This window comes from Hyphomicrobium sp. DY-1 (genome assembly GCF_047497105.1).
Lineage (GTDB): Bacteria > Pseudomonadota > Alphaproteobacteria > Rhizobiales > Hyphomicrobiaceae > Hyphomicrobium_B.
Window position 1 is genome coordinate 874,174 of sequence record NZ_CP134870.1, and the last position, 25,378, is coordinate 899,551.

General features: G+C 56.0%; 21 protein-coding genes. 4 read left to right on the plus strand and 17 right to left on the minus strand.

Annotated features, from left to right (window positions below; all coding sequences use genetic code 11):
• Positions 1-456: 456 nt before the first annotated feature.
• The 12 genes from RLW41_RS04240 to RLW41_RS04295 form a co-directional block, all read right to left on the minus strand.
• A complete protein-coding gene (locus RLW41_RS04240) occupies positions 457-2,223 on the minus strand; it encodes an oleate hydratase (protein WP_414463622.1) in 1,767 nt (588 codons plus the stop codon).
• Between the two features lie 649 nt (positions 2,224-2,872).
• Complete coding sequence (locus RLW41_RS04245) at positions 2,873-3,991, minus strand: ABC transporter permease (protein WP_414463623.1); 1,119 nt, start codon at positions 3,989-3,991, stop codon at positions 2,873-2,875.
• A 78-nt stretch (positions 3,992-4,069) separates the two neighbouring features.
• Positions 4,070-4,390 carry a phasin family protein gene (locus tag RLW41_RS04250; RefSeq protein ID WP_414463624.1) on the minus strand — a complete coding sequence of 107 codons (321 nt, stop codon included), beginning with the start codon at positions 4,388-4,390 and terminating at the stop codon, positions 4,070-4,072.
• Positions 4,391-4,591: 201 nt separating this feature from the next.
• Positions 4,592-5,842, minus strand: a complete 1,251-nt coding sequence (locus RLW41_RS04255; RefSeq protein ID WP_414463625.1) for a beta-ketoacyl-[acyl-carrier-protein] synthase family protein — start codon at positions 5,840-5,842, stop codon at positions 4,592-4,594.
• 119 nt (positions 5,843-5,961) lie between these two features.
• A complete protein-coding gene (locus tag RLW41_RS04260; RefSeq protein ID WP_414463626.1) occupies positions 5,962-6,324 on the minus strand; it encodes a phasin family protein in 363 nt (120 codons plus the stop codon).
• Between the two features lie 195 nt (positions 6,325-6,519).
• Complete coding sequence (locus tag RLW41_RS04265; protein WP_414463627.1) at positions 6,520-6,711, minus strand: hypothetical protein; 192 nt, start codon at positions 6,709-6,711, stop codon at positions 6,520-6,522.
• 485 nt (positions 6,712-7,196) lie between these two features.
• Positions 7,197-7,598, minus strand: a complete 402-nt coding sequence (locus RLW41_RS04270) for a DUF6508 domain-containing protein (RefSeq protein ID WP_414463628.1) — start codon at positions 7,596-7,598, stop codon at positions 7,197-7,199.
• Between the two features lie 210 nt (positions 7,599-7,808).
• Positions 7,809-9,227 carry a terminase gene (locus RLW41_RS04275; RefSeq protein ID WP_414463629.1) on the minus strand — a complete coding sequence of 473 codons (1,419 nt, stop codon included), beginning with the start codon at positions 9,225-9,227 and terminating at the stop codon, positions 7,809-7,811.
• Positions 9,220-9,639, minus strand: a complete 420-nt coding sequence (locus RLW41_RS04280) for a DUF5681 domain-containing protein (protein WP_414463630.1) — start codon at positions 9,637-9,639, stop codon at positions 9,220-9,222. The genes RLW41_RS04275 and RLW41_RS04280 overlap by 8 nt, the downstream gene beginning before the upstream one ends.
• Positions 9,632-11,089, minus strand: a complete 1,458-nt coding sequence (locus RLW41_RS04285; RefSeq protein ID WP_414463631.1) for a DNA modification methylase — start codon at positions 11,087-11,089, stop codon at positions 9,632-9,634. The genes RLW41_RS04280 and RLW41_RS04285 overlap by 8 nt, the downstream gene beginning before the upstream one ends.
• 232 nt (positions 11,090-11,321) lie before the next feature.
• Complete coding sequence (locus RLW41_RS04290) at positions 11,322-11,852, minus strand: hypothetical protein (RefSeq protein WP_414463632.1); 531 nt, start codon at positions 11,850-11,852, stop codon at positions 11,322-11,324.
• A 656-nt stretch (positions 11,853-12,508) separates the two neighbouring features.
• A complete protein-coding gene (locus RLW41_RS04295) occupies positions 12,509-12,931 on the minus strand; it encodes a hypothetical protein (protein WP_414463633.1) in 423 nt (140 codons plus the stop codon).
• Between the two features lie 112 nt (positions 12,932-13,043).
• Here RLW41_RS04295 and RLW41_RS04300 point away from each other — a divergent pair, with 112 nt between their 5' ends.
• Entirely contained in the window at positions 13,044-14,303 is a 1,260-nt protein-coding gene (locus RLW41_RS04300; protein WP_414463634.1) for a hypothetical protein, read from the plus strand.
• Between the two features lie 377 nt (positions 14,304-14,680).
• Here the strand turns inward: RLW41_RS04300 and RLW41_RS04305 are convergent, their stop codons facing one another.
• The 4 genes from RLW41_RS04305 to RLW41_RS04320 all read right to left on the minus strand — a co-directional run bounded on the left by RLW41_RS04305 (position 14,681) and on the right by RLW41_RS04320 (position 18,094).
• On the minus strand, positions 14,681-16,396 hold the full coding sequence (locus tag RLW41_RS04305) for a recombinase family protein (RefSeq protein ID WP_414463635.1): 1,716 nt from the start codon (positions 16,394-16,396) through the stop codon (positions 14,681-14,683).
• Positions 16,393-16,848: a DUF2924 domain-containing protein gene (locus RLW41_RS04310; protein WP_414463636.1), complete on the minus strand. Its 456-nt coding sequence runs from the start codon at positions 16,846-16,848 to the stop codon at positions 16,393-16,395. Before RLW41_RS04310 ends, RLW41_RS04305 begins: the two co-directional genes overlap by 4 nt.
• Complete coding sequence (locus RLW41_RS04315; RefSeq protein WP_414463637.1) at positions 16,838-17,197, minus strand: DUF3489 domain-containing protein; 360 nt, start codon at positions 17,195-17,197, stop codon at positions 16,838-16,840. The genes RLW41_RS04310 and RLW41_RS04315 overlap by 11 nt, the downstream gene beginning before the upstream one ends.
• A 300-nt stretch (positions 17,198-17,497) precedes the next feature.
• Positions 17,498-18,094 carry a TetR/AcrR family transcriptional regulator gene (locus RLW41_RS04320; RefSeq protein ID WP_414463638.1) on the minus strand — a complete coding sequence of 199 codons (597 nt, stop codon included), beginning with the start codon at positions 18,092-18,094 and terminating at the stop codon, positions 17,498-17,500.
• 112 nt (positions 18,095-18,206) lie between these two features.
• Between RLW41_RS04320 and RLW41_RS04325 the strand changes: the two genes are divergently transcribed.
• Positions 18,207-19,238 carry an aldo/keto reductase gene (locus tag RLW41_RS04325; RefSeq protein ID WP_414463639.1) on the plus strand — a complete coding sequence of 344 codons (1,032 nt, stop codon included), beginning with the start codon at positions 18,207-18,209 and terminating at the stop codon, positions 19,236-19,238.
• Between the two features lie 84 nt (positions 19,239-19,322).
• On the opposite strand, the gene RLW41_RS04330 is transcribed toward RLW41_RS04325, so the two are convergent.
• Positions 19,323-20,765, minus strand: a complete 1,443-nt coding sequence (locus RLW41_RS04330) for an IS1182 family transposase (RefSeq protein WP_414463640.1) — start codon at positions 20,763-20,765, stop codon at positions 19,323-19,325.
• A 457-nt stretch (positions 20,766-21,222) separates the two neighbouring features.
• On the opposite strand from RLW41_RS04330, the gene RLW41_RS04335 reads away from it, so the two are divergent.
• The gene (locus tag RLW41_RS04335; protein WP_414463641.1) at positions 21,223-23,799 is read left to right on the plus strand and encodes a hypothetical protein; all 2,577 of its coding nucleotides are present in this window, start codon (positions 21,223-21,225) and stop codon (positions 23,797-23,799) included.
• A 79-nt stretch (positions 23,800-23,878) separates the two neighbouring features.
• Positions 23,879-25,210, plus strand: coding sequence for a hypothetical protein (locus RLW41_RS04340; protein WP_414463642.1), 1,332 nt, complete (start codon positions 23,879-23,881; stop codon positions 25,208-25,210).
• Positions 25,211-25,378 lie beyond the last annotated feature (168 nt).

The window sequence follows — 25,378 nt, forward strand, 5'->3', positions numbered from 1 at the left end:
AATGACCAAGGCTGAGCTTGCGTCACGGGGGAAAAGATGCAAGCAGACCCAACGTGTTGCCGGGGAGGGAAACCGACAACGACCAACTCAAAAACAGTTCTGGACGAATTCGCCTTGATGTCGCTCAAAGGCAGCGTCGCTCTTCCTTTGCTTGATCACAATCATTGGCACAACATTTTCTATGATGTTTAAGGCTGATTAGACCGCTATTTTGTTGGAGGCGTGCAGGGACATCCCGACGATGATTGGCCGTTCGTAGAACATGTGCACCGAACTTTTGAAGTGAATACCCAATGTCGATATTCATCGCCGCCATCAAACTCCGATTTGGCAATGCAAGGCCATGAAGATCCACGTGTCGCTTTTTCAAGCTCGAAAATTGCTGGACCCCCACCTCCCCGAAAGCCCAGTGACAAGCCATGCGAGTGATCGTCTTGCAATGACGGGCCCTTTTCTTCACTCCGAAATCAAATGGAACTCCTTGAGCAGTTCGCCGATTTCGGTGGAATCGAGCTTCTTCACTAGAAGCTTGCGCAGGAACGCTGGCACAGGGACGCTAATTCCTTTGCCGTCCCTCAGCGGGCCGATCGCGGCAAGCAGCGTGCGAATGTCGTAGGTGGAGTTGAAAACTTCCGGTACGCCCCGTTCGATGTTGAGGAGTGTGTAGACGGCTTCCATCGGAGTTCGAACGGAATATTCGGTGGTGAAGACGCAGTCGCGCTGCTTGGACTCGGCGAACTGGCCGATGAAAGCGAAATTGACTGCCCCTTCCGGAACAACATCTGGCCGATCGCCCGCCTGACGCGGCATGAAGAAGGCTGTGACGTAGGGCATCATCACCGGCACGGTCTTTGCGCCGGTCGCGGCGAGTTCCGGGATCTCCTCTGCCGGCACCCCGAGGTGATAGAGCCACTCTTGAGTGATTTCCTCGCCCGTGCAGTCCTGCATTGGCTTCTTCACGTAGTCACCCGGCTTATCGACGAACAGAGCGTAGAACCAGGCCACGATCTGATGCCTCGGTTGCTGCTTGAAGTGCGGTTGTCGGCTTACCGTCCAACTCAGGAGCCAGCTGGAATCCTTCACGGTGACGATGCCAGCCGTCACGACCTTGCCGCTGAAGGGATCGCGCTTGGCGATCTTTTGGATGTAGCGCGGTATCCGCTCGTCGAGCGTTGTGATCGTCGCCGATTCCCATTTCGTCTCGGGAATGTGGGCGGCAAACACGTCCGGGCGACCAAAGGCTGGATCCTTGGCCGCAATCCGCCGCCATAGGTCCCATGCGGGCGCCGCCCCATCCTTGATTTTCGCGGGCATGTGGTGGTCGCCGCTGTCGGAATTCTCGGTCAGCGATCCGTTGGTGATGAACACAAGATCGTCCGGCCCGAGATCGACGCCTCCGATCGCGCCGTTTTCCACCCAATGGATCCGGGTTGCTTGCTTGCGGCCCGGCTGGATATCGAAATCGATGTCCGTCACCTCGACGCCGTACCGAAATCGGACGCCATGATCCTGCAGCCATTTGACGAGCGGAAGGACCATCGATTCATATTGATTGTATCGATTGAACTTGAGGGAAGAGAAGTCCGCGAGGTGTCCGACGTGATGGATGAAGCGATGAAGATAGAGTTTCATTTCCAGCGCGGAATGCCACTCCTCAAAGGCGAACATGGTGCGCCAATAGAGCCAGAAATTACTCTTGAAGAAATCCTCGCTAAAAACTTCGTTGATGCGCTTGTTTTCCATTTCCTCGCGCGTCGCCAGGAAAATGGAGATCAAGTCTCTCCGGGCCTGCTTATTGAGAGTCAGCAGCGCCTTGTCGGGTACATCCTGTCCCTGGTTCTGAGTGACGCGCTGCAGGGAGTAATTCGGATCATCCTTGTTCAGTCGATAGAACTCATCAAGGACGCTGGCGTCTTCAATCTCCAGGGATGGAATTGAGCGGTAGAGGTCCCACAGACACTCGAAATGCTCCTCCATTTCACGGCCGCCGCGGATCACGAAACCCTTTTCAGGCACCTTGAGACCGTCAAGCGCGCCACCCGGAATTTCCAACTCTTCGAGGATGGTGATCTTATCGCCCGGCACACCGCCATCTCGGATCAAGAAGGCCGCACCCGCGAGCCCAGCGAGACCTGAGCCGACAAACCACACCGTCTTTTTATCGACTCCCTCGGGCTTTCGGGGACGAACAAAAGCTTCATAGTTTCCGCTGCTGTAGTGCATGATGGCTCCTTGCTACGTTAGCGAGGGAAGGCGGTGCACAGTCCTGTTCACTGACCGATTGACATAAGAGGCTGATAAGCCCCTGGATTACCTTCAGTCGAGCACGACTTGATGAGGGCAGTTGTTAAGAAGCGGAAGGGGTATCATCCACTCTCACCACATTTGTTATGTTCTCATCATCGATGATGGCTGCTGCGCGGCGCACTATGCCTAGGATCGAGCGCGACTTGAATATCTCGAGCAACGTTCCGAGAACCGATCCGGCCGGATCAAAGCTGTGCTCGAGTACAATAGTTGTATCGACTCCGCACGTGGCGAATACGGATGCATCGCTTGAGCTTCGTTCGGATGCCCCCAAGAGACCCAATCGAAGCCGCAAAAGTACCCCATCCGCGATCATAAGCAGCGTTGATAAACGAATCGGCGACGTCGCCAAGATCGCATAAGGATATAGATGATCGACGCACTCAACTCCTAAAGTCTGACCTGCCTCATAAGCTTCAGCTGGGCTTTCCGCCAACTTGTTCGCCAATGATGAGTTGCTTAGTCAATATCGATGCGGATGCCACTTCAGATTTTGCCAGTAAACACGCAGGCAAAATTGATTTGCCGAGCCGGAGATAAGGGGTAGCGGTCGGAGTATTGTTAGCTATTTCAGAAGGTCTACAGGGTCGACGTTTCTGACTTTATTGAGGGCGACGATCGATGAGAGCAACCCTATGCCCAACGTCGCCACGACGACGAGTGTCAGTTGAGACGCGCTGACGGTGAGGAGCAAGGGGGATCTCTCACTCAGGGGCACCAGACAAAGGATTGTGCCGAGTCCGACGATCGTGCCTATGCCGGTCATAACGAGAACCTGAATCAACACTATTGACTGCAAATAGCCTTTAGCGGCTCCGATGGCTCTAAGAACGGCAAATTCGTGGATGTGGTCTTCGACGCTCATATTGATATTCTGTGCAATGATCGCGGCTCCGATAAGTGCACCGAGAATTGTCCCAATTACCAAGGCTTGCCCGGCTCCAGTTTGGTAGAGCCAGCGATTGATGCTGCGTGTCCTGAACTCCTGTGTCGTCAGTATATCCACGTCTGGCATCCGCTCCTTTAGCTTTGAGCGGACCTCTTCAGGGTTGGAGAGGTTATCAATATCAACAAGCAGGAAGGTCGATGCATCAGCGGGAAGACCCAGAAATTTGCGCGCCTGGTTCGGCTTCGCAAAAACGTAAGGCGAGTGGGTGAACGAACGGATCCCTTCACTCAACGCGGAAATGCGTACCTGGCGGCCGTCAACGGCCGCTGTCGCGCCAATCCCTGAAACGCCAAGGACGTCAAGATAACCTCGGTCGATGTCGACACTCGCCCCTCCCTCCTGACCGATGACGGGAGAATCGAAAGGTTGCGGCCCCGCCGAGCCTGGCTCGGAGCCTATCAATACAATAATATTCGACTCGCCCGAGGGCTGCAGCCAATTGGAGAAACACGTAACAAGCGAAGTTACCTGTTTGACGCCGCGGGTTACCAACGCGCTCTGCCGCTCGAACTGTGTCAATAGCGGAAGAGCTTCTTCGAAGCTTGGAGATCCCTGAGGCATGATCCATAAATCAGCTCGCGATCGGTCGATCATGATCGTGATGTCCCTGCATGCCCCGAGAAAAATGGCGGTCTGGCCTGCCATCAACATGACCGAAAATGCGACGCCAACTAGCGTCGCAATAAATTTCAGGCGGTCGGCGAATAAATCTTTAATTGCGAGAGATAAAATCATCGGAGGGGCTTCCAGATCGGAGCCTTGGATGATCAATTCATCCTAACGAAGCTTCAGGCCAAAAGCCATCGTGCTGCATTACTTTAAAGCAGCTAATTTTTTGCCTGCATCCTGTAGAGACCCCACAAAAGCTTTGGTGATCTCCTCGTTGGCTGATTGCCAATATTTCGCGGTATCGGCAAATTCTTTCTGATAGTCGTTTGTGGACGCAGTGCCGTAGTCTGACCACGCCCTCCAAAATTCGGGGAGCGTTTTACAACGCGAAAGAGAGCCGACGAAATCTATATTCGACTGCATTCGACGCTGCAAGAAATCGGAGTAATGCTGACTTGCTGTCGACGCGTTTTCAAAAAATTTCGAAAATGGCGACGCAGTAACGGCACTCTCTTCGTTCGACATGAGACACATCCCCGATCACGCAATACACGTAAGTTTTATTGATCCGAGCGAAGCCCGCTCGAAATTGATTTGTCTCAAAGCACAGTTTCCGTTACCCAGCGGTTGCCCCGAGATGCTCAGCGCGTCCATCAAGATCTTTCCAATCCCGATGCTTATGTGCTCTTCAGGATAGATTTGAAGAGCGCGACTTCTCCTCTGAGCTCATGCCGCTGAAGGGGGCGGTCCGAAAACCAAAACCGCATTCAACCCTCCTAATGCAAATGTGTTCGACATGGTATGGCGCAGCTTTCGAAGGCGACCCACGTTCGGCACGTAGTCAAGGTCGCAAACTGGATCTCTTTCAGCCAGTCCAATTGTTGGTGGCATCACATCGGTTTCCATAGCTTTGATACACGCTATGGCCTCGATAGCGCCTCCTGCACCAAAGCACTCACCATGCATCGACTTTGTTGAAGAAACAGCGAGGTTCTTTGCGTGCCTGCCAAAAACCTTTTTGATGGCGATCGTCTCGCTCTGATCATTCGAGACGGTGCCGGTACCATTGGCGTTTATGTAATCAATATTCTCTGGCCCGAGCTCGGCGTCGCTGAGAGCGGCGTCCATAGTCGCGCTCATACTCGCATCGTTCGAGTGTAGCATGTCAGTCGCGTTGGAGGTCATTCCGAAACCGCAGAGTTCTGCAAGGATTTTCGCACCGCGCTCTGTCGCGTACGCTTGCGACTCGAGTATCAGTACACCGGCTCCTTCCGCCAAAACCGTTCCGTTACGATTTTGCGAGAACGGAAAGCATCCTTCTGGCGACAACAAATGCAGTGCATCGCATGCCAGAATCGCGCCGTAAGTGAGCATACTATCGGAGCCACCGACGATGGCCACGTCGACGAAGCCGTCACGAATGAGAGCACGACCGACGCCTATGGCGTGGGATGCGCTCGCTCCTGCACTACAAATTGAAAAAGTTGGACCTTTTATACCCAACTCTATCCCGATGTGCGCGGCAGCCGACGAACTGATCGTTCGCAGAAGCAACAACGGGTGGACAGCTTTCTTGCCATCTATAAATCGATCGCGGCAGGCAGTTTCCGCCGTGATCTGACCGCCGGCGCCCGAGCCGATAATACAAGCTGCGCGGGCTCCATGCGTTAGTGGAAGCTCAAGCCCACATTGCTTGATTGCCTCGTCTGCGGCGGCTGCCGCCAACCATGAGTAACGATCAGAAAGCACCACCGTTTGGTCGCGGCGCCAATGCGCGAGCCGACTCTTATGATTAAAGTCCCTAACCGAAGCGCCAATCCGGATTCGCGAACCCGAGAAAGAGGCGTCAGAGAGCGGCGCCACGCCTGACCTTCCTGCCGTCAGGCCCGACCAGAATTCGGACACCGTCTGACCTAAAGCCGTAACCGTACCCATACCAGTCACAACGACGCGACAGCCAGCTATTTTCGAACCCATCGGGCACCCACGTCTTCGCGATATCTTCTTTGAGAAGATCTGGCCACATCTTAGTTGGAGTTAAATAGCCGTCAGTCAAAGCCATATGCACAAGCGTCTTTCGGCCTGTACTCGGCTATCTACGCTGCTAACTTCTGACCTCCTCGTTCAAGAGAAGTCGATAGAATCTCAGCGCCTTCCGATGCGGCCGTCTGCCAGTATTTCGACACCTCGGCAAACTCGCACTGATAGTCGTTCGTCGCACGCATCCAGTAAGACGTCCATGCCTGCCAATACTCTTCGGGCTTTCGCACGCGGGCAAGGCTTGTTAAAAACTCGACGTCTGCTTGGATCCGACGATTGAGGAATTGGAAATACTGCCGGTTCGCCGACACTCCAAGTTCACTCCACCTCGCCGCCACGCCCGGAAACGTCTGAGCGGCCGTCAAAATAGGAGGCGCCATCAACCATGACTCGCTTCCGTCCGCGCTATTGATCGACATGAACTTGCTCCATACGCTACGCAATACTCCGGACAAAATTTGCAGTCCGCGCAGTTTATTGGCATTGAGCTAAGTCAATCCCGCGTACTCGCTAGGCAAGCCTTCTGAACCTAAAAATTGAAATCATTTGCAAAAGGATTCGTTGGCGGAAAATCAACCGACGCTATCGGTTTACCCTTCCGCATGGCTTCAAATTTAACCACGCGCCTTGCGAAAATATTCAACACCTGTGACCTGGCCAACCCGGTAAGCAACTACAAGGGCTAGGGGCCAGCACACGCTATTAATAATAAGCGCTGCAGGCACGACCGGGGCGATTTCACCCGAGCCACGGAACACGCCCCAAAGTGCCGCGATATTTATCGCAAGGATGATGAGCGTGAACATGAGGTAGACAATCCTCGTCATAAGCATGTTCGAATACTCCTGCGCATTCGATTAAGTATCTCCGATGCTTACCGGAAAGTCATTCTTCAGATATTGACCACAATCAAGCGCATCTGCAGCAAGCTGATCGATATGGAAGACTACTGTCGAAGATTCCCCTCGCCAATATCGCGATCGTTCTCTTCAGTGTTGTGGGGCGATCGTGGCATGTTGGGTTGAACGCTGATTGTTCTCTGCCTGAGTGACGAGGGACTTCAAGAGGCTGTGGCTGACGATCATCTTGTGAGCCTGCCAGTTTGCTATCGCAGGGATAAATAGCTTCGAAGCGCAGTGCACCGCGAACCTGCGTTTCGTCGATTCCATGAATACATGCCAAATGCCGCTTAGTTCGGCGTTTGTCGTCTCGAAATCCAAAGCGACAAAATTCATAATGGCCCCTCCTCTCTAAAACAAATCGAATGCTTTGGGGGTGTAAGGTCAATCGCTCAACTTTGTAATCGGCATCTCTCATCCTCCACAATGGCCGCTGCCCGGCGTACGATGCCGAGGATCAGGAACGACTTAAATGCACTGAGCAATGTGCCGTCTCGAAAGCGATCCTGCCGGCACACGACTGTGATCAGGTACACGAGCTGCAATGGCTCAGCTTGCGCGAGTGCAGAGGGATCGTTGCATAACTTCTGTGCTTCATCCGAATGAGCCCACGATGCCCAATCGAAGCCGCACTGTACCCACCCCCGATCATAGGCGGCGCTGACAAATGCATCTGCGATGTCGCCGAGAACCGCGTAAGGCATGATGATGGATCCGGTTTCTGTCTTCTGCGCTGGTCTGAACTCGCCCGGCCAAAAATCAGGACTTTGCAAAACCGGAAGATAAGCTGCCATTTCCTCCATATACCGCAGAAGCTCGGCGCTACTTGGAATGTCCGGAGGGCTTTTAGCAACCATAGCGCGCTGAATCCCGCATCAATGAAACAAGGCGGCCCGATTGAGTTTACGAGGCCGCTAACTTCCGGCACGAATGTCTACTTCGCGACAGAAGTGGAGGGTCGTCTTCGACCAATGGCGGCCGTGCAACTAAGCGAACGATGGCTGTCAGACCAGGGACCGAAGCCGGCTACGAAAGACTGCCAAATCCGTAGAGCTGAGAAATTGTACGGTTGAGTCAACTTGATCATCAAACTTGCATTGAGCGAATTGGAAGATCTCGGCTTCATAGGCCGCTAGCCAAGGAGCTTCGACAGGTAGCCAGACGTGGCCTTGCTCAAACTTGACCGTCTGCTCCTGTGCGCGTTCGACCTTGCCTTTTTCAGGATCGCGCCAAAGTAGCCACGGTTCGTAACCCGATTTGGTGAAGTATTCGATGAGACTGATGCCGCTAGCCTTTCTCTCGACAATGACCAGCTTGGCGTTCCATTTCGCTTTCTGGACTTTGACCTGATTAACGAGATCTACGAAGTTGGGCCGGTCGCGCCATACGTCCAGCAGATAATACCCATCCGGGCACTTCGCCCAGGTTGTGCAGACCGTGTAGGAGTTGGTTTCATCGCCTTGATAGGCGGTATCCCACGATTGAATCACCGCCTCGACTTTCGCTGCACTAGGGGCTTTTTGATAGCGTTTCACCCAGGCGTTCTTGAAGATATAACCGCCCGGCGGCAGCGGACGCTGATTGTACTGGGCCTCGAAATCATGTTCGCCCATGTCTATTTTCAGCTGTTTGAGATCCGCCGTGTTATGCCGTGACCACTGAAGTATGGATCCCTCCCCAATCCAAATCTTGTCCCCACCAGCGACAATGTCGTAAATCTGTTTTTTGGGGAATATGGCTGGCAGTATCAGTTCTTCCCAGCCCCCTTTCGCGATGAGATGGCCTGGCAGATCCTCGGCGTGCAATCTCTGTCCGACAACAATGACCCTGCCCTTCTTTGGGTGATCAAAACGGCTATGAATCGTTGAGTTGAACCAGTGGATACAGCTCTCGCGTGCCGTCGGTGAATGCGCCTCGCTGGCCTTGAGCAAATCGTCGACGATAAAAAAATGCGCGCCGCGCCCAGTCACCGTACCTCCGACCGACGTTGCCAACCGGTATCCCCCTGCAGTCGTTCCGATCTCGATCTTGTTCTGTTGCTTGGGATCCAGAATTGTCCCTGGAAACAGTCGCCGATAAAAAGCAGACCGCATGAGCTTCAATGTGTCTGCGCTGAACTTCTCTGCGAGCGAGGCTGCATAAGATGCACAAACTATGCGTGTCTTTGGGTTCCTGCCGAGCAGCCAAGCTGTGTATGCGATCGAAATCAAATAAGTCTTCAGATAGCGTGGTGGGATGCAAACGAGCGCGCGCCGGACTTCGCCGTCATACACCTTCTCGAGCAGCCGGGAGATGATGCTGATGTGACGAGACATCTCGAGCATCCCTCCTTCCAGCACCGGAAAGGCACGAATAGCGAAGGAACCAAACTCGCGACGGCACAAGTCATCGACGATCCTTCGTAGCTCCAACGGGTCAGCCATCGGATTCATCCTTTTTCTTGAAGACGTGAAATTTCTCGCGAAGCTCGATCCATGCCTCGAGCGTCGCAAAATCCGCGGCGGACTCTTCTGGCATTGGCGGAGCTGCTTCTGGCGGGTCGTATCGCTCGTCGAGCTCCTTCTGAATCTGAAATGCCTTCAGATCCCCGCCTGCGGATTTCTGGGCCAGCTGGTGGTAAGCCAGCTCCTTCTTGGACATGGTCTTCTGTTTTCCGTCTATGGTGGCGGTGACCTTGACTCCGAATGCTTCCTTGTACAGCGTCTTCTGGTTTTTCGAGCCCTTGGGTCGACCCTTCGAGTTGGGAGACGGGCCTCCCTTTTTCCACCAGGTCTCAGGGTCCGTTTTGCCCTTGCCCCACTTCGAGGACTTTGGTGACTTCTTCTCCTCAGCCATTGTTGCCCTCCGCCTCTTCAGCGATGCGCTGTTCAACGAGTTCGGAGAAGGTCAGACCTGTATCCACGTGGACGGCGCGATCTCCCGTCAGCCGTTCCCAGCGCTGGATGGCGCGATCAACATACTTAGGATCGAGCTCGATCCCGCGGGCCTCGCGGTCACAATGCTCGCAGGCGATGATCGTCGTGCCCGACCCCGAAAACGGATCGAGCACCACATCACCGGCATGGGTCACGTCGAGAATCGCATCAACGACAAGTTCGACAGGTTTCGGCGTTGGATGATCGGCAAGTGCCTGGGCAGCAGACGACCCCCGCCGGTTGCTGCCCGGATAGCACCAAATATTTGTGCGATCTCGGCCGAAAACGCCTAACGCGACGTTATTTGTGGTCGGCGACTTCCCGTTACAAAATACAGCAATGAGTTCATGGGCCGACCGATACAGCCCTCCCATGCCGCCCGATCCCTTGTTCCATACCGCGACATTGATCCGATCCAGGCCGGCATGGCGTCCGGCCTGAAGCAAAAGGTCGATCTGACGCCAATCCATGCAGGCGAACAGAACCGCGCCGGGCAATAAGGAAGCCCGGCAAAGACTGAGGTACATTTGCAAGAACTGGCGGAACTCGGCTTCGCTTTCCTTCCCCGCAAACATGACGAAGTCTTCGTGCTTGTGCTTGCCAAGACCTCCGACGAAACCTTCAATCTTGCAGTTGTAAGGCGGATCGGAGAAGGCCGCGTGAGCCGCGCTACCGCTGAGCACACGCTGGTATGATGCTTCATCAAGAGCATCACCGCAGAGGAGCTGATGGCGGCCAAGACGGAATAGGTCGCCGGCCCTGCTCGTCGGAACAGCGACGGTTTTATCCGCGTCTTCGTCATCCCCAAGATTGGGTACGATCGGAAGAGGTTCGAGCTTGATTTGATCGATTTCGGGTAAGGTGAAACCAGTTGAGATCAGCTCGATCCCGTGGGACTCGATTGTGATCATCCGGTCGCGCAGCTTATCGAGGTTGTATTTGCCGATCTCGCCGATGCGGTTGAGCGCGAGACTGAGGGCCTCCAGCTCAATCGGGTTGAGATGGTCGACGACCCGGCATTCGATTGTCTCGAGGCCGAGCCGGACCGCCGCTTCCCACAGGACGTGCCCGGCAATGATGGTGCCGTTCTTGTCGATCAGGATCGGCAGCACCATCCCAAACTTCATGATAGATCGGATCACGCTTTCGAGGAGCTGGGCTGTCGTCTCTCGTGTCCTATTCGCCGACGGACGGAGCGAGTTGATAGGCTTAAAGACAGTTGTGAGCGCCGGTTGCGGATCATTGCGACCGTGGCCATGGAGCGCGGCGGTGATCCGCGTCTCGTCATGGTTGTTCGAACGACGATTCTTACTCGCCGTCTGAAGTTGCTTTTTCAAAGCTCGTGAGTTGATCGTCTCTCTGGCCGACATGCTTAACGCTAATACGCTCCGAAGTGAGATGACCGACCGCTATCGCGGTTCGAAAAACCGACATAGCGCACTTTAAGTTCACACTCCGACCAGCCAAGTGCTATATTCAGTTGGGTGAGAGCCGACGTGCCATGTCCGATCTCGCTGATCAGCACACGCCAAAAGGTGCGCCGACCCTCGTCCGTGCACTTTAATTGCACAATCGAGCCATCGATGTCAACTGCTGCTCGGCCTATCGCTTTCTAAGTTTCCTGAGCGCCTTGGTCAGAGCTTGCTCCTTCTCGGAGAGGCCACCGCCGGTAGCTTTGGCACCGTGAGCCTCTAGGACGTCCCGGAAGACGTCGTATTGCTCCGGCGTTAGATGAAGGAGCACGGCATGCACCTTGGCACCTGGATCTACCCCGTCATTGTTCACGAGACGGGCAAGACCGTAGGTCGAATTTTCCTCGGCGAGCTTCAGGAGCCGCTCGCAGTTGCGAACGTTAATATGTGGCGAGATGAGACGCAGCTTGGTCCAGCCGATTCGGTTCAAGCGACGGCTATCCACCTTGAGCTCGGTGAAGGCCCGATCGATCTCGACATAATAATATGCCTTGCGCCTGGCGATGCCGAGTTGCTTCGCGATCGTAAGAAACTCGTCTGGTCTATCATCGAACACCTGCCGCAGGTGGTGCGCGACGTCCATTAATTCATCGCTCTTCAATTTCTCAACATTCTCGAGCTTGCGCACGCGTTCCTGCTCCGAGACCAACGTGCTCTTCACCTGCGTTCTCGACCGAAGTCCGTGAAGGACATGAACCGAAAGCCGTCGTGAGTTCAACCCGTGACGGCGCCCCCCCTAACTAAGCCGCCCTCAACGTCCTCGAACATAGCTTGGCCCGGCCTCAAGCGACGCCGGACCGTAACCGTGATCCCCGTACTGGCATCCGTGCTTCACCACCCAGGATTCCGTGTTTTGGATTGATCGGCAAATCCGCGAAAGCCCTATTGTATCTGGCGTTTAAAGCGATCAACCGCGCCCAATCCGTGTATTTTTGCGCATTTTCCGTGTTTTTCTGGGGTGAACACGGAAAATCCACCTAGAGACTAGTTCGCCGTAGACTGCCAGCACAGCCAGCGACTAAGTCATTGATATCACTGCATATTACCAGATTTCCGCGAACGGAATTTCGTCGCAAAATCGGCGCCTTATCGACCCGCATTTTAGGTTATCGCGCAGCAGGCCGCGTCTCTGGAAATATTTTCGGGCTTCGAGCCTCATTTATCTCTGTCGGCATTTTTCGGCCGGTCAGACTCGCATCGCTTTAAGGCATTGTCAGTGTGTCACGGGCGTCTCAAACCCCCAGGACTGCGCGCTGGAGCTGCCAGTCGTGAAGTAGGCCTTTGACGGGCGAAGTCACATATATCCGAGTTGGCTCGTCAATAGGTACGAGATGTGAGTACCCATGGTTGATGTGGCTCGATCTCGCCAAGCGTTACCGCGCATTGCCTCAATCGATAAGCATCGCCTCGACGCAAAGCTACCTCTCCTCGACTCTTGAGTCGCTCGATGAATTCCAAATCTTCATCGGTCTCGAGGTCGAAACGGTCGCGCCAGCATCTCTCTATCACCGTTGAGAACACGAAACCGCTCGCCGAAGTGTAACGGGTCGCGTCATCACGAAGCTTCGCCAGTTTTTCTGCCTGTCTGGTACTCAGATCGCTTGAGCACCGCATCATGGTCTCCAGGAAATCGAGTTCCCAGTCCGTCCAATCAGCGTCTAGCGCGAACAGGAATTTTGCTGTGCTTTGGACGCGCTTTGCATCTTTTGCGAGCGCGTTGATGTCTCGATAATTGACCATGGCCGACCTTCACAACGTGTGGGCAAGCTGTGCACGGAAGGCGGATAACTTAGCTGATTCGCTTTGGCGGTTGTGTCCCCCAAGTGAATGGCGAAAGTGCCAACAGAGTTTCATGACGATGAAAGAGCAATACTTCACCCGCGCCGAGCTATACGAGCTCGTCTGGTCCAAGCCGATGCAGAAGCTTGCCGAAGAGCTTGGCATCTCGGATGTCGGCCTCTCGAAGGTCTGCACCCGTAATGAAATTCCGACCCCGCCTCGCGGCTACTGGGCGAGAGTTGAAGCGGGCCAAAAGGTTCGCCGGCCGCCGCTTCTAAAGCCGGTCGGCCGGATCCCTGCTAAAATTAAAATTTCCGGAGCAATGACCGGACTTCCAGAACCGGCTCGTGAAATCCTAGCGAAGTCCAAAGCCGAAAAGAAGATCAAGGATGCAACTCCACCAGTAATCAATGCAGACTTCGACAATTTGCATCCTACGCTTCGCGCCACTTGGAAAATTTTACGAGCGAGAAAATGCGAGCCCGACGGGGCCGTTCATGCGGTCGGTGAAGGGCTGTGTGGCGTCATAGTTGGGCCCGAAAGTGTCCAGCGCGTTACGCTATTCGTCGACGCTCTTTTTAAACTTCTCGATAAAGATGGCTTTAATCCTGAAGCAACTGGCGAGGCCATGCGGATCACCCAGGAGAAAGATCACGCGACATTTGTTGTTATCGAACGAACAAAGCGCGAGAAACATGAGCCTAGCGCTGCGGAAATTGCAGCCGAGGAACGGCGTATCCGAAGGCGCGATCAATACTTTCGCGATCCCAACCGAAGCACTTTCGGCGACGAAAATCTATTCACACGTGCCTATCCAGATCACGACACGGTTTATACGGGACAACTGGTATTCAAGATCGAAGGATATTGGGATCCAATCCGACGCTCATGGGGCGACGGCAAAACACAAACGCTTGAAAGCATGCTCAACGATATCGCGGCCGGCCTTAAAGCATTTCTTGCTCTGCAGAAGGTGCGGCGAGAAGAACGTGAAGAAAAGGAGCGCTTGCATCAGGCACTAGTTGCACGTCACGATCTCTCCAAGAAACGCAAGGAGCGGGACAAGAACCGCCAAAGCTTTCTTCAGCTCGTTATCGAACAGCAAAACGAAGCTTCTCATCTGCGGCAATGCTTGTCTCGATTAGCTGATGCCGAGGCCGATGAGGGACTTGTGCGCTTTTCGAATTGGGTTCGCGAACGCCTCCAAGAACTTGACCGGTTGCTTGGTCCCGCGGGATTAGCCGAAGAGATTAAGCGTAAAGGCCTCTTCCCCGCGGTCGATCCATTTCATGATCCGCTGGGCGAACCGCCACCGCTGACGGCTTGGTGGTGAGGGACGTTAGCAGTCTCGCGAAAAGCGGCAGCCGGAGCCTCCGTAGGCAGGGAGTCTGAAATGCCGAATCTCTGCGTCTCAGTGCAGAGAAACGAAAGTCCTCTGAATTTTCTCTCGTTATTTCCGTGGGTTAGGTTAGGAAGAATCTGACTCTGCATGCTCTGGTTCGAATCCTGGTTGCCCAGCCAGCGACTAAGTCATTGAAATCGCTGCATATTTTATGATTTCCGTAGGCGGAATTTCGTCGCCAAATCCGGCACTTGTCGACTACAGTTTTGGGTTCTCGTCCAGCTGGCCTCGTCTCTGGAGACGTTTTCGGGCCTCAAGCGCCATTTATCTCTGTCGGCATTTTTCGGCCGGTCAGAGTCGCATCGTTTTTAGGCGTCACCGGCGCGCGAATGCGTCTCAAACCCGAGAACTGCGCGCTGAAGCTGCCAGTCATGCGGTAGGTCTTTGCAAAGAGAAAGAAGGCGGGCCGGTGTCAGCTCGGGTGGATATCGTCCTGATATAAACGCGCGCACTATGTCCGGCGCGAGATAAGTCAAACGCATGTGCATCGACAGATAATCCCGCTTGATGCCAAGCCGATGCGCCATTGCGTCGATGGTTATGTCCCGCCCCGTCATCAGCGCCTCACGTGTTGCGTGCGCGTCGCGCATCAACGCAGCCATCTGCCCGTCCGGTGTCTCGGCGACCCCGCCGCCAACAACCAACCGGATCCCCTTCCCTGCACGGCGCAGCTTCGCACCGATGTGCAGCTCGAATGTTTCAGGCCCCTTGATCGTTGACAGACTGAAAGTGTCACCCAGCAGGACAGATGCCATCTCCTTTCGCTTGAGCGACACGATGATCTTTTCATCGTGGATCTCGACATTCCCGACAACGGATCTGACGAGTTCCCGAATCCCGACCGAAGGGAGTGCCGCCCAACCGTCAGTGAGTTGCATCGCCTTCGAAAGCGCCAAACGAAGTCTCGATGCGTCAAGCTCGAAGCATGACAACGCTTCCCCAACATCCGACGCAGAAGCAAAGAATGCGCGAAGGCGATCAAAAACCAGACATTCGATGTCGCCCGCTGGAATGCGCCAGCCCTTGGTGTGATCCGATCGGGCGCCCGTGATCAGCGACGTCGAGACGTAATACCGATAGCGGCGGCCCTTCTTGACGGCATGCGTCGGCGTCATGCGCCCACCGCTGCCGTCCACGATCAGTCCAGCCAACAGGCTGGGCTCGTCGGCAGTCGCGCCAAGCGCCCGGGCTTGTCGGTTACCAGACAGCTTCTCTTGAACGACTTGCCAAAGCTGAGCGTCGATGATTGGCTCATGCCGTCCGGGATAGATGTTGCCCTGATGAGCGATTTCGCCGCGATAGAGGTGGTTTTGTAGAAGCGTATAGAGAGCACCCCGTGAGAATCGGTTTCCACCCGCCAAAACACCACCGGCACCTTCGCGGCGCTTGCTGACGACACCAAGCCGATCAAGTTCGTGTCCGAGCGCCCTGACCGATCCGAGCTCCGCATAACGCCGGAAGATCATGCGGACGGTTTCGGCTTCAACCTCGTTCACGATCAGCTTGCGATCCTTGATGTCGTATCCCAGCGGAACATTGCCGCCCATCCACATACCTTTGGCCTTGGATGCCGCAATCTTGTCGCGAATGCGCTCGCCGGCAATCTCACGCTCGAACTGCGCGAATGAGAGCAGCATGTTAAGCGTCAAGCGCCCCATCGACGTTGTCGTATTGAATTGCTGCGTGACCGAGACGAACGAGGCGCCGTGCGCGTCGAACACGTCGACGATCTTGGCAAAGTCAGCGAGCGACCGCGTCAGCCGGTCGACCTTGTAGACGACCACGATTTGAACTTTGCCCGCTTGGATGTCGCCCAGCAGCCGTTGGAGTGCCGGCCGATCCATCGTGCCGCCCGAAAGACCTCCGTCGTCGTAGAGGTCGGGAAGGCACGCCCAGCCAGCATGCTTCTGGCTCAGGATGAAGGCAGCGCACGCCTCTCGCTGTGCGTCGAGCGAGTTGAACTCCTTTTCAAGGCCCTCATCAGAGGACTTGCGAGTGTAGATGGCGCAATTTAGCCGCTTCATTTGGAACGCGCGTCCAGACCAAAGAAGCGCGGGCCGGACCAGTGCGCGCCGGTAATCTCCCGCGCGACGACCGAGAGCGACCGATACCGCTTGCCGCGCCACTCGACGCCGTCCGCGTGGACGAGGACGGTATGGGTCTGCCCATTCCACTCGCGAACAAGTCGTGTGCCCGGCTTCACAGTGGCAGGAAGCGCTTTGCGGGTAGTGCCCTCGGGCACCTCCGGCGCCGCACCACTTAACCTGCGAAGGACAGATTTGGAGAGGCCGCCGAACGCCCTCTCCTGGATTTTGTAGGTGATGCCGCGAAGCAGGAGATCGCGAGAGAGGCTTTTCGGCGGCTGCATTCCATGCAGCCGCCGCCATTCGCTTCGCAGTTCGAAGTTGGTGAGGCCTTCGAGACGCGACAGCTCAGCAGCGATGTCAAGTGATGTGCTGTTCACGTCAGCGACCACGCTTGGTCTCGATGCGATAGCGGCGAAGCTCGCCCTCGAGCTTCTTCGACGTCAACGTAAAGCCAAGCTTCTTTTTGACCGTTCCGGCGAGGAAGCCGCGAACGCTGTGTTGCTGCCAGTCGGTTGCTTCCATCATTTCCGGAATCGTCGCGCCTTCACGTCGGTTCAGCAGCGTCAGGACGCGATCGTGCTTTGTGACCCGCGTCGTGTGCGAACCGTCGCTGAGATCGGCTTTACGTGCGGTCCGCGCTGATGATGGCTGTCTGGCCGTAGGTTTTGCTTTGGCGGTTTTATTCCGAGATGCGGCTTTCGGGGGCTGCGCGGAAGAAATGGTCTCAGCTGAAGTCATATCTGGCTCCTGGGTTTAAGGACGCGCCCAATCGGCGCTTCCACCACCCAAAGCCCCGCATTCCGCGGGGCGAAGCCCTGAAAAAATCGGCAGCTAGCTAACCGCCTCTTGTCACACCACCAATGCGTCCTTTGCGGCAGAAGTCGAGGCCTGTTGTCGCTGCAAATGCACGAATTCAGACGCTCAGTTAAAAATTGCGATGTACGGTTACGGATAACAAGCGGACTTCAAACGGCTGGACGCGAAACGGCGCTTTTGACCCTCAGCGGAAGTTCCATAATTTTATGACGACGAGCCCGCTCAAGACGCACCGTAGCGTAATCCATCGACGAGGAGGGCAACCATTCTTCGAGCGCGCGCAAGGCCTTCCCTTCCCTCAGCGGACATGCACAAGCTCGGGACCGCACGCAACAGATCGTCTGGTTCTTCTCCCGCGCGGATCTCGCCTGCTGCGATTGCATCTTTCAACAGCGCGCGAAGCGCGGGCTTGAGATGCTGGTCGAAATAACCCCTCAGCGGCTGGTAGGCCGGATCGCCCGAGTGAAGTGCGCTCGCGAGGCCCCGCTTGGTCGCAACGAAATCGACGTAACGCTGCATCCAACGAGCCAATGCTTCGCCCGGCTTGTGTTTGGTAGACAAAGTTTGCGCGGCCTCTGCGCAGGCGTCGATCTCACGTCGCATGATTGCGACGATCAGATCTGATCGCTGCGGGAAGTGCCGGTAAAGAGTACCAAGGCCGACACCGGCCTTCTCCACAATCTCCCGAACCGGTGCGTCTACTCCAGACGTTGCAAATACTTCCTTGGCGGCTTGCAGCAACGCGTCGGTGTTGCGCCGTGCATCCGCGCGCTTTGAAGGCTCCGAGCCCTCGTCGGGATGCGCCGGCTTGTCCTTCACGTATGCCTCTTGCTAAACGGAACATTGTTCCATATAAACGGAATTCTGTTCCGCTTCGTCTCTCTATAGCGCGACACAGTTGAGTTGGCCACATTGGAGCAAGGAACCGGCAATGCAGTATCGCTCGTTGGGACGAACCGGCATCAAGGTCAGTCCCTATTGCCTGGGTGCCATGATGTTCGGAGGGATCGGCAATCCCGATCACGACGAATGCATCAGCATTGTCCACAAGGCGCTCGATGCCGGCATCAACTTCATCGACACTGCAGACCGCTACAGCGCGGGTGCGTCCGAAGAGATCGTCGGCAAGGCGCTGAAGGGACGGCGCGACAAGATCGTGCTTGCCACCAAAGTGCATGGGGCGATGGGAGACGACCCGAACATGCAAGGCAACTCGCGGCGTTGGATCATCCGCGCGGTAGAAGACTCGCTCAGCCGATTGCAGACGGATTACATCGACCTCTACCAGATCCATCGGCCTTCCCCCGACACCGACATCGAGGAAACACTCTCCGCGCTCACTGATCTGATGCGCGCCGGCAAAGTGCGCGCGATCGGGTCGTCGACCTTCCCCGTCTCCGAGATCGTGGAAGCGCAGTGGGTGGCGGAACGGCGCGGGCTTGCCCGCTTCCGCACCGAGCAGCCGCCTTACTCGATCCTCGATCGCGGTATTGAGCGGGACATGCTGCCGACCTGCCGGCGTTACGGCATGGGCGTGATGGTCTGGAGCCCCTTGTCGAAGGGCCTGCTCACGGCACGTTACCGCAAGGGGCAGCCGATGCCCGACAGCCTGCGCGCAAAAGTGTTCCCGAAGCAGATGTCCGATGAGCGCAGTCTCGACGCAGTCGAGCGGCTTATCCAGCTTGCGGGAGAATCCGGGGTTTCCCTTACCCACATGGCGATGGCTTTCGTGATGGCACATTCCGATGTCACGTCGGCCATTCTTGGACCGCGCACGATGCAGCAGTTCGACGATCTGCTCGCAGGTGCCGCGTTGCGCCTCGACGATGAAATTCTCAATCGGATCGATCAGATCGCCCCGCCGGGCGAGGATATTGCGGTGAACGGAGCAGCCTACCAGCCGCCGGCGATCGCGCAAGCCGACCTGCGCCGACGCGCAGTCACCGAGCGATCAGCCACCTGACCTATCCGCTTTGCCGAGAGGCTGTGTGAGAACGAGCAGGCACGGATGGATTCTGGCGCAACCAGGGGCCTATCCCGCTGCGCCTCAGATCGCCCCGAGCAGCTTTGGCACGCCGAGGATCGCTATCACCCGCTTCAGATTGTAGGCCAGAACGTGCAGTGCCATCTCGGTGGCGACGTGCTTCAGCGTCTTCATCTTGAAGTGGGTGGCGCCCATCCACGCTTTGATCGTCCCGAACGGGTGCTCGACGGTCTGGCAACGCAAAGGCATTTTGTCGGGATCATCGTCGAGCCGCTGCTGGACGCGTTCGAGGATGTCCTCGTGCTTCCAGCGACGAACGCGACGTTGCTTGCTGGTGGTGCACCGGCCTTTGATAGCGCAGCTTCCACACGCATCGGTCCAATATGAGTGCAGCGTCTTACCAGCTTCGGTGTTCGTGAAGCGGTACGTCAGCCGCGCTCCGGCCGGGCAGACATAGGCATCCTCGCCGACGATGTAGGTGAAGTCGGCGCGATCGAAGCGACCATGGGCAGCTGCGTTGGAGGTGTGCGGCTTGGGCACGGTGACCGGAATGCCGGCCTCCTCGCATGCGACGATCTCCTCGCCTTTGTAATAGCCCTTGTCGGCAACCGCCTCGATATCGTCTCTGGACATCTCCTCCCGCGCCGCGCGCGCCATCATCGCCAGGGCATCGCGATCGTAGCCAAGGTTCGTCACCTCATGCGCGACAATCAGGTGATGCTTCGCCTCGACGGCAGTTTGCACATTGTAGCCAACAACGCGGGGCTTCCGGCTCGTAGTCGCCATGGCGCGGGCATCGGGATCGGTCAGCGAGACCTGCGTCTCTCCGCTGCGGTCCATGCGCTGCTCTATCGCTTTCAGGGTATTGGCCTCGCGCCGGCAGTGGGCCAGTTTCTTGATCGCGCGGCCGAGCCGAGCCTCCGGTACTGACATGCCGGTCTTGCTCAACACCTCGTCGGCACGGTCGAGTTCAACCAGATACCTCGCGATGGCGGCGTCAATCTCGCCAAGTCGCCGTTGCAGCTTTTCGCGCGTGAAGCTCTTCGTCTTCGCGTTGACAGCTTTGAACTTACTGCCGTCGATCGCGACGATGCTGGCGTCCAGGAGATCCAGGCCGCGGCAAAGGGCAACGAACTGCTGGCATACCTTACGGATGGCCATCCCGTTGCAACGGCGGAAGTCGGCAATTGTCTTGAAGTCCGGCGCCAGGCGCCCTGTCAGCCAGATCAACTCGAGGTTCCGATGACACTCGCGCTCCAGCCCGCGCGACGATTGAACTTGGTTGAGGTAGCCGTAGACATAGATCTTCAGGAGCGTCGCCGGGTGATAGCTCGGGCGACCGGTGTCCTCGGGGATGACGCCGTCGAAGCCGAGCCCCGCCAGATCGAGCGCGTCGACAAAGGCATCCACGACGCGAACTGGGTTGTGTTCGCCAACATAGTCGTCGATCGCTTCAGGAAGAAGCGTTGCCTGCGCGCGGTCCGCGCCCTCGATGAACCGCCCCATTCAGTCCTCCCGCTTAGCTAGCGAGAATCGTACAGTGCTTCGCTACATTTGGGCGCGTTTTCACACACCCTCCCGAGTTTGCAGACATTCGCGGCGTCGACGATCCGAGGCCCACGCTGGTGTAGCGAGATGGCCGCAGCACCTCAGTAATCGGACATAGCTGCACGGGACCTGCGGGCCAGCGGTGGAACCCATCACGGATGCCGCAACGCCCCGCTCGAGCCCTCGGATACCACCACTGCCGCTCTTCGTGTTGTTCTTGATAAACTCGCACTGGCGCGAAGTGCCCGTTAAAAACGTGCCTCGGCAAGCTGAATGCACGCTAATGAACTGAATTTATAAGATTTTTGCGTTCCAGTTTTTCCGCTTCTCGGCCCGGCACTCCGGTTGCCCGACTCAAGTCGCAGTGGGAACATGCTCTAGCTCGCTTGGTGTGCACAAGGCGCAAGGAGAGGCCGTGAGAAACACCCACAAGTTGATCAATGAGAGTATTGCTGCTGGTCAGAAGAACCAGCGCGCGCTCATGTTGATCAACAACTGGTGCCGGCATGCCAAGGTCAAGAAGTTTGGCGGAACTGGCTTGATCGAAATGGAGACCGGCCTGCCAATTGGCCACCACTCGATTGAATGTCCCCATGCGCCAGCTGATGGCATGTCTATGTGGGATCTCGGCGAGGCAGCCGTCGATTTTTACGATCGCAACTGCGTCGACTGCAAGCATCGTGCGGCGGTTCGCTTTCCCAACATCAGTGAATTGGTCGTTACGCGCGATAAAGAAAATGCCGAGCAGCAACTACGTAATGCGAGGTATGAATCCGATCGACTTGCGGAACTGGCTAAGCGAGACGCGGATCGACGTCTCATCAGGGCAAAATTGACGGTCGTGCAAGCGGCTATTCTGGATCAGCTTGCTGAACTCGACCACAATCCCAGTGACGACAAGGTTGCAGCAATAATGGAGACCGCCCGACTCGCGCCGGAGCACTTTAGCCCAGAAGTTCAGCAGCATTTGTTGAGCTTGATCGACGTGGGCGGCCATCGCGCTGCAGCTGGGCTGCCTGTGCTGGACATTCTCGGCGCACAGCCTTCTGTTGTTGGAAATGCCGCGCTCAAATCCCTGGCTCGTTACGACGGCAGGGAGATTGCTGCGGAATTAGCTGAGAAGCATGCCCAAGCGGTTGATAGCGGATTCGTCGAACCCGCATTGTCCGCCCTGACCAACCACGCGTATCCGCGTGAGTACATGATGATTGGCGGAATGCGCCGGGAAAAGCGCCCGGGCCCGCTTCTTAGAATCTACGAACACCATCCTGATGCCGTACAGCGCGGCATTCTCAAAATGCTCGATTCTCATTCAGCGGACGATGTCGAGGAAGCGGCTAGAGTCATCATCAGTATCGGAGGCGCCAATCCAGCGTTTTCGGTCAAGTTCGCCAGCACGTTGATTGCCAAGATTATCCGCGCGAAATACCTGCTCGAAGGCCTGGACGATCACGACTTCGAGAAAGCCGCGATCATACGCAACGCCATCGTTGATGCCTTCCTGCATAGTCCCAAGGACGTCGATGCTCTGATTCAAAGCTACTTGCTTGGCGCAGACGATGAAGGGAGGGCGGCGGCTCTCGAGATATACGAATGGGCGCTTCGCGATCTTAGGTTTACCAACGGCAATGTCACTCCAAAAGAGGCCCACGAGATAGCCTTCCGGCGCCTCATCTGGGCCGCTACGGAAATTGAGGGCGAGGAGGCACTCGACTCGCTACAAAGTGCATTCAGTCGCGATTTGTACGACCTCAAGCCCTTGGCCATTCGAGAGATCGACAGTTTGCTAGGCACGGCTGCGATACTTGACGACAAACTCAACAAGCTAGAGGAGCCGACCTTACTTCAAGATCCACGTCCAGCCCAACTCGTTGCCATGGATCGTTGGCATCGTCGGTCTGGTCTGACGTATCTCCGAGATACCTGCATTAGATGGGCTTGTCAGGCTGCCGGATCAGCCGGGCTTGAGGACATTGAGAAGGTTGTTGTCTTCTTGCGTGCCCAGCCCGAGACCAGGGTGGAATTGGTTGGGGTTATCATTGGCAATCTACCAGAAATCGCCCGCAGCGCAGAAAAGCTGAGCGCCATTCTCCCTGACCTCTATGGCGCAATGGTCAGCGGTTCACAGCTCTTGCGCTCTTATGCGGCGACCGCAATCGGCGAGCTTTCCGGCAGGCGAACCAAAGACCTGCCGGACTTGGTCTTCCAAGCCTTCCTACCGTTGCTGAGCGACCCGTACGTCATTGTTCACAAGGCGGCCTTACATGCCTTGGAGCGGTTCTTTTTGCCGACGGATTTGGAGAGGGAACAGGCGCGGGCCTTGGCCGACCTTGTGAATGTCTACAACAAGAGTCGTTCGGACGACCGTTTCTTGCTCCAATGCCTAGAGCTCTACTGCGACCGCTGCAGAAAGCCCGAGGATTTGCAAGGGCGGCTGGGCGACACGGTCATGTCAATTCTGCTAGGCTTGGAATCGTCCGTCATTTCGCGAGACATTCACTATTGGGCTCGGCGCTTGTTATCGCATGTCAAATATCCGCAGCTTCTGATCAAGCTGCTCGACGACAGGGAGATTGGAAGTAACCGCACCAACGAGTTGCTGGAACTTTTCATCAATATTCCCTTCGACGTTGTGAAGACTAGTCTCGACGAGATCAAAAACTTCGGATTGCGGGAAGCGTCCAGGTCCTACAGCCTGGCCATCTTCGCAATTGAGCTGCTGTCTCTTGCCGGTGCGTGGGCTGAAGCTGCGCACGTGGCTCGTGCTGCCTACGAAGGGATCGAGGACACGACCGCAAATAAGCAGCTTAAGCTTTCGGCTGAGCTCAGGATGCTGGCGGCTGAATACGAAGCCGTCATTGCCAATAACAAGACCGAAGAACTTGACACTCTCGCTCAACGATGGAGAAAGGTGCGAAAGGAACGTGAAACTGACTACGAGACGAATAAGCAGCGACGAGATCCTATGCGAGGCTTTCTCCACAAGAATTGATGCCGTAGAGGCACTTCGATCGGTCGCCGAAGCCGCGCAAGCTGTCGATCCAGCGCGATTGCGACTCGCGGCGGAGCGTATGCGTGATACGGCCAAAGCATTTGGAGAAGGTCCCGCGGCCTCCATCTATGCTGGCTTCGCCGACCTCGTAAGCATAGGCACATGCATAGCTGAGTGGCATGCGGCTGTGGTGGCCGCCACAAGCGACGCGGACAGATTCTTGCGCGCGGCCAAAGAGAAGGCATCAATTTGGCTCAAGGAGTACGCTGGCCGGGAACACCTACTTGCGCTTGGCGAGATTGCGGCGAATGTTTCGAGCGTGTCGACGTCTGACGACGGCAAGGCTGTTCTCAGCAAGCTGGCGAAACAACCGCTTCCCCTGGGTATCTTTGCCAGCCACCCCAAAGAGCGACCGATTTTTGATGGGGATCATCGTAGCGTAGGCAAAGAAAAGCCGAAGCTCGCGGTCGCATTCGTTGAGTTCACCATTGATGGCCGTCCCGTAGCCGACATCCAGCATATGGCACCCAACGTGACCCATGACCTCGAGCTTCACATTCGCATATCTCGTTGGCCCGAGAAGGCAGAACGCCTCGTGCTGACTCCCTTGAGCGTCGAGTCCGCGACTCTCTACCAACTGCCAACTTTCAAAGTTTCTGCGCCGTCCGGTGATCCGCCGTTCACGTTTTCAGTTCGAGAGCGGGCTGTCTTTTCCGTCCCACAGTCATTTTTTTCCCGACCGTTAGAGTTCAAGTATGGCGCCGAGTTTCAACCGCTAAGCGTCGAGCAGCCGGTCGAGGTTGTTGGGCAAAGAACGCTCAGGCTTGAGAGCGTTGACTGGCAGCGCAATCCCCAAACAGGCTACGCAAATATCGACCAACGTATCCTGCGCATTCGAGATGAGCTGCGACGTTGGCCCACTGTTTCGCAGGACGAAAGAGCTATCTGCCTTAAACTCTTAGTGAACTTAGCAAAACACGTCGGTCAAGCCGTACAAGACAACGTGTTTCCCGGTGTTTGGTCAGAGGGGCAATTTCAGATCGAAGTGCGCAAGGCGCTTCGAAATGACCCGAGCATTGGCTCGGCCTTGCAAGAGCACCCACGCTCAGCGGGCGGCATCGGCGACTTAATGTTTCAGGGTGTACCCATCGAACTCAAGGTGGAGACAAATCGTACTCTTGCGCTCGAGGATTGCAAGAAGTTCATCAAGCAAACAACGTCGTACGCGGTTGGCAACGGCAAGAGGATAGGCATCCTCTGCGTGCTGGACACCAGCCCAAAAGTTAACCCGCCGTTCCCAATGGAGGAGGGCATCGGTATACTGTTCCGTGAAGCTGATGGCTACGTCCTACCAGTCGTTACAATCCTGATTCAGGGCAACCTTACCCCACCAAGCCATTTTTCTCGATAGCTTATCTCCTGGAGACGGCTCTGCGTTATCTACGGGACCGTCGGTCGGAGTAAACTCATAGTTCGTGTTGCGGAGCCTGTAAGACTTGGACATGGCAAAAAAACCTGAGAAAGTTGAAGACGGACCCGGCGCGGAAGATCGCTTCAAGCGCGGGATAGAGAATGCGTT

Excerpts from the sequence above, each read along its gene's own strand:
- RLW41_RS04240 (WP_414463622.1), bottom strand. The coding sequence starts at position 2,223 with ATGCACTACAGCAGCGGAAACTATGAAGCTTTTGTTCGTCCCCGAAAG.
- RLW41_RS04245 (WP_414463623.1), bottom strand. The coding sequence starts at position 3,991 with ATGATTTTATCTCTCGCAATTAAAGATTTATTCGCCGACCGCCTGAAA.
- RLW41_RS04250 (WP_414463624.1), bottom strand. The coding sequence starts at position 4,390 with ATGTCGAACGAAGAGAGTGCCGTTACTGCGTCGCCATTTTCGAAATTT.
- RLW41_RS04255 (WP_414463625.1), bottom strand. The coding sequence starts at position 5,842 with ATGGGTTCGAAAATAGCTGGCTGTCGCGTCGTTGTGACTGGTATGGGT.
- RLW41_RS04260 (WP_414463626.1), bottom strand. The coding sequence starts at position 6,324 with ATGTCGATCAATAGCGCGGACGGAAGCGAGTCATGGTTGATGGCGCCT.
- RLW41_RS04265 (WP_414463627.1), bottom strand. The coding sequence starts at position 6,711 with ATGTTCACGCTCATCATCCTTGCGATAAATATCGCGGCACTTTGGGGC.
- RLW41_RS04270 (WP_414463628.1), bottom strand. The coding sequence starts at position 7,598 with ATGGCAGCTTATCTTCCGGTTTTGCAAAGTCCTGATTTTTGGCCGGGC.
- RLW41_RS04275 (WP_414463629.1), bottom strand. The coding sequence starts at position 9,227 with ATGGCTGACCCGTTGGAGCTACGAAGGATCGTCGATGACTTGTGCCGT.
- RLW41_RS04280 (WP_414463630.1), bottom strand. The coding sequence starts at position 9,639 with ATGGCTGAGGAGAAGAAGTCACCAAAGTCCTCGAAGTGGGGCAAGGGC.
- RLW41_RS04285 (WP_414463631.1), bottom strand. The coding sequence starts at position 11,089 with ATGTCGGCCAGAGAGACGATCAACTCACGAGCTTTGAAAAAGCAACTT.
- RLW41_RS04295 (WP_414463633.1), bottom strand. The coding sequence starts at position 12,931 with ATGGTCAATTATCGAGACATCAACGCGCTCGCAAAAGATGCAAAGCGC.
- RLW41_RS04300 (WP_414463634.1), top strand. The coding sequence starts at position 13,044 with ATGACGATGAAAGAGCAATACTTCACCCGCGCCGAGCTATACGAGCTC.
- RLW41_RS04305 (WP_414463635.1), bottom strand. The coding sequence starts at position 16,396 with ATGAAGCGGCTAAATTGCGCCATCTACACTCGCAAGTCCTCTGATGAG.
- RLW41_RS04315 (WP_414463637.1), bottom strand. The coding sequence starts at position 17,197 with ATGACTTCAGCTGAGACCATTTCTTCCGCGCAGCCCCCGAAAGCCGCA.
- RLW41_RS04325 (WP_414463639.1), top strand. The coding sequence starts at position 18,207 with ATGCAGTATCGCTCGTTGGGACGAACCGGCATCAAGGTCAGTCCCTAT.
- RLW41_RS04330 (WP_414463640.1), bottom strand. The coding sequence starts at position 20,765 with ATGGGGCGGTTCATCGAGGGCGCGGACCGCGCGCAGGCAACGCTTCTT.
- RLW41_RS04340 (WP_414463642.1), top strand. The coding sequence starts at position 23,879 with ATGCGTGATACGGCCAAAGCATTTGGAGAAGGTCCCGCGGCCTCCATC.